The 2520-nt window shown below is 36.4% G+C and carries 2 protein-coding genes; both read left to right on the top strand.

Annotated elements, in window-relative coordinates:
• Window positions 1-170: 170 nt before the first annotated feature.
• Entirely contained in the window at window positions 171-2249 is a 2079-nt protein-coding gene (locus tag MXE38_RS12060) for a transposase (RefSeq protein ID WP_246915417.1), read from the top strand.
• Entirely contained in the window at window positions 2242-2460 is a 219-nt protein-coding gene (locus tag MXE38_RS12055; protein ID WP_246915415.1) for a hypothetical protein, read from the top strand. The genes MXE38_RS12060 and MXE38_RS12055 overlap by 8 nt, the downstream gene beginning before the upstream one ends.
• Window positions 2461-2520 lie beyond the last annotated feature (60 nt).

Raw genomic sequence — 2520 nt, 5'->3', positions numbered from 1 at the left:
TTACCTGAACTCTGCAATTATAGCATTACAAAAGTAACCTAAAGACTAACTATTTATATACTTCAATATTAGTGATATTTTTTTTAAATTTTGTAAAATATCACTTGTTTTAGTTGAAAAATATGGTTTATAATAGTAGGTTACCGGTAACCTCTATAAAGGATTTCATTATGATGCTCGATACTGTTGTTGACATACCTACATGCACTGGTCACATTGTTTTACAAAAAAAGTGTTTGTGCACATATGTCCTATTCACAGTATCTCGCTCCTATAACAGTAAAACCAAAAAATCAAATCCTGTAAGAGTCACAATAGGCAAGGTTTGTCCTGATAATCCTTGTAAAATGATTCCTAATGAGAGATTTTCTGAGTTCTTTCCTAATATTGACTTAAACCTGCCTAATGTAGAAGATAAGTCAAAGAAACAAAATGCTGATACCAGCATTACTGCTTCTGTTCAAGCTTCTAACTTACAGGAGACATTAAACGCTCACTCTAATGAATGTCAGCAACCTTTAGAGCAAGAACTATTGCCTGTACCTGATGTTGATAGCAGCATTACCACTTCTGTTCAAGCTTCTAACTTACAGGAGACATCAAACGCTCACTCTAATGAATGTCAGCAACCTTTAGAGCAAGAACTGTTACCAGCGCCTGAAAGAGCTGACTCTTTAATTATTGGGCCATATGCTGTAGTTAAGGCAATTAATAATGATTATGGCCTTAGAGATTGTCTTGTAACTGCAATTGGTGAGGACAAGGCTGACTTTACAATTGATATTGCCACTTATCTTATTGTCACAGAAGGTAATCAGGCACAGCACTACCCTGCATATGCATGGGATCATAGCCTATTTACCAAAAACATGCGTATCTATAGCGACAGTACGATCTCACGTCACTTGCGTACAATTACGCAAGGGACTATATCTGACTTCTTTAAAGCATGGAATGTAGGTATAGCAAAAGATAAGAAAATCAATATCTCTTATGACAGTACAAATAAGAACACTCAAGCTGGAGATCTTGAGTTTGCTGAGTTTGGTCATGCAAAGACTGATAAGGGAACTAAGATCATTAACACTGCTATTGCATATGATCCTGAAAATAAGTTTCCGTTGTTTTATGAGGCATACCCTGGCTCCATACCTGATGTCAGTCAGCTAACTTTTGCTATTGATATGGCCGATGATTTGGGCTACGAAAATCTAAGATTCATCATCGATCGAGGTTATTTTTCCTTAGCTAATATCAATTATTTGGATGAGAAAGGATATGATTTTGTCCTAATGGTAAAGGGCTTTAAAACTCTTGTTGCTCCTATGATTCAGGACAAAATTGGCACTTTTGAAAAGAAGATTGCTAATCAAATATCTGGTGACTTATTTGGCATTACTGTTCATGAAGAGTTCTGTGGCAAACAAAGATACTTTCATATCTACCACAGCCTCTCCACTGGAGGACAAACTGCTCAAAATTTCCTAGATAATATTGATGCAATGGAACGAACTCTAACAAAGCACGTAAACCGTAAATTTGCACCAACTGCAGAACACTCTAAGTTCTTTAATCTTAATATATCTAAAGGAGACTTAATATCTTTCTCTCGCAATGAGAAAAGTATTGAGGAGCATTTGGGGCTATGCGGATACTTCGCCATAGTTACCTCAGAGCCTATGGATGCTAAGACTGCCTACAAAATATACTCTAATAGGGATGGATCAGAGAAATTATTCTGCTTTGGAAAAAGCTTTATTGGCGGTAATAGCTACAGAATTCACTCCGATGCAGCATTGCGTGGCAAAATGTTTATTGAGTTCATTGCTTTAATTTTAAGAAGCAGAATGTACTCACTACTAAAGGACGAATTATTAAGCCAAGGAAAATCTTGTAAGTACTTAAATGTACCAGCAGCAATTCGTGAGTTAGAGAAGATTCGTATTACACGTGCACCAAATGGTTCATATAGACTTCTTTATGGTTTAACCAAGGCACAAAAACAGATCTTGTCTGTCTTTGGTATTAGTATTCAAGATCTAATTAAAACTTCAATTGATGTATCAAACATCCTTGCAGCCTTACCAGCGAAAAATAAAACCCCAGATAGTCTAGAACAACTACTGGATGATGAGTTTTGTAATGAGGAAGATATGCCAGCAGATAGTGAGTCTATCTGGGAAGATTTATGCTCAGATGATGATGAGAGTGATTCTTATTCCTCTTTAGAAGGATGCGAATATGCCTAAGTATAAGAGCCAAGCTGTTTGTGAACGAAATATTGCTCAACTTCAAGCTAAAATTGAAAGAACTAAAACCAGGCTTGAAAAAATGGAGAATGAGCTAAGAAACCTGTTATCAGAAAAGGAACAGGCAGAGGCTCGTCAACTATATGATGCCTATAAGCGTAGCAATAAGACCTTTGATCAAGCAATGACCTTCTTTGGCAAAAAAGGGTAATTTTAAAAGATCCTTGGTTTATTGCGCCTTTCAAGGTTACCTAATATGCAGAGTTCAGGT

Source organism: Anaerobiospirillum sp. NML120448 (genome assembly GCF_023050945.1).
Taxonomy (GTDB): Bacteria; Pseudomonadota; Gammaproteobacteria; order Enterobacterales; family Succinivibrionaceae; genus Anaerobiospirillum.
This window is presented reverse-complemented; position numbering and strand designations above follow the sequence as displayed.

Excerpts from the sequence above, each read along its gene's own strand:
- MXE38_RS12055 (WP_246915415.1), top strand. The coding sequence starts at position 2,242 with ATGCCTAAGTATAAGAGCCAAGCTGTTTGTGAACGAAATATTGCTCAA.
- MXE38_RS12060 (WP_246915417.1), top strand. The coding sequence starts at position 171 with ATGATGCTCGATACTGTTGTTGACATACCTACATGCACTGGTCACATT.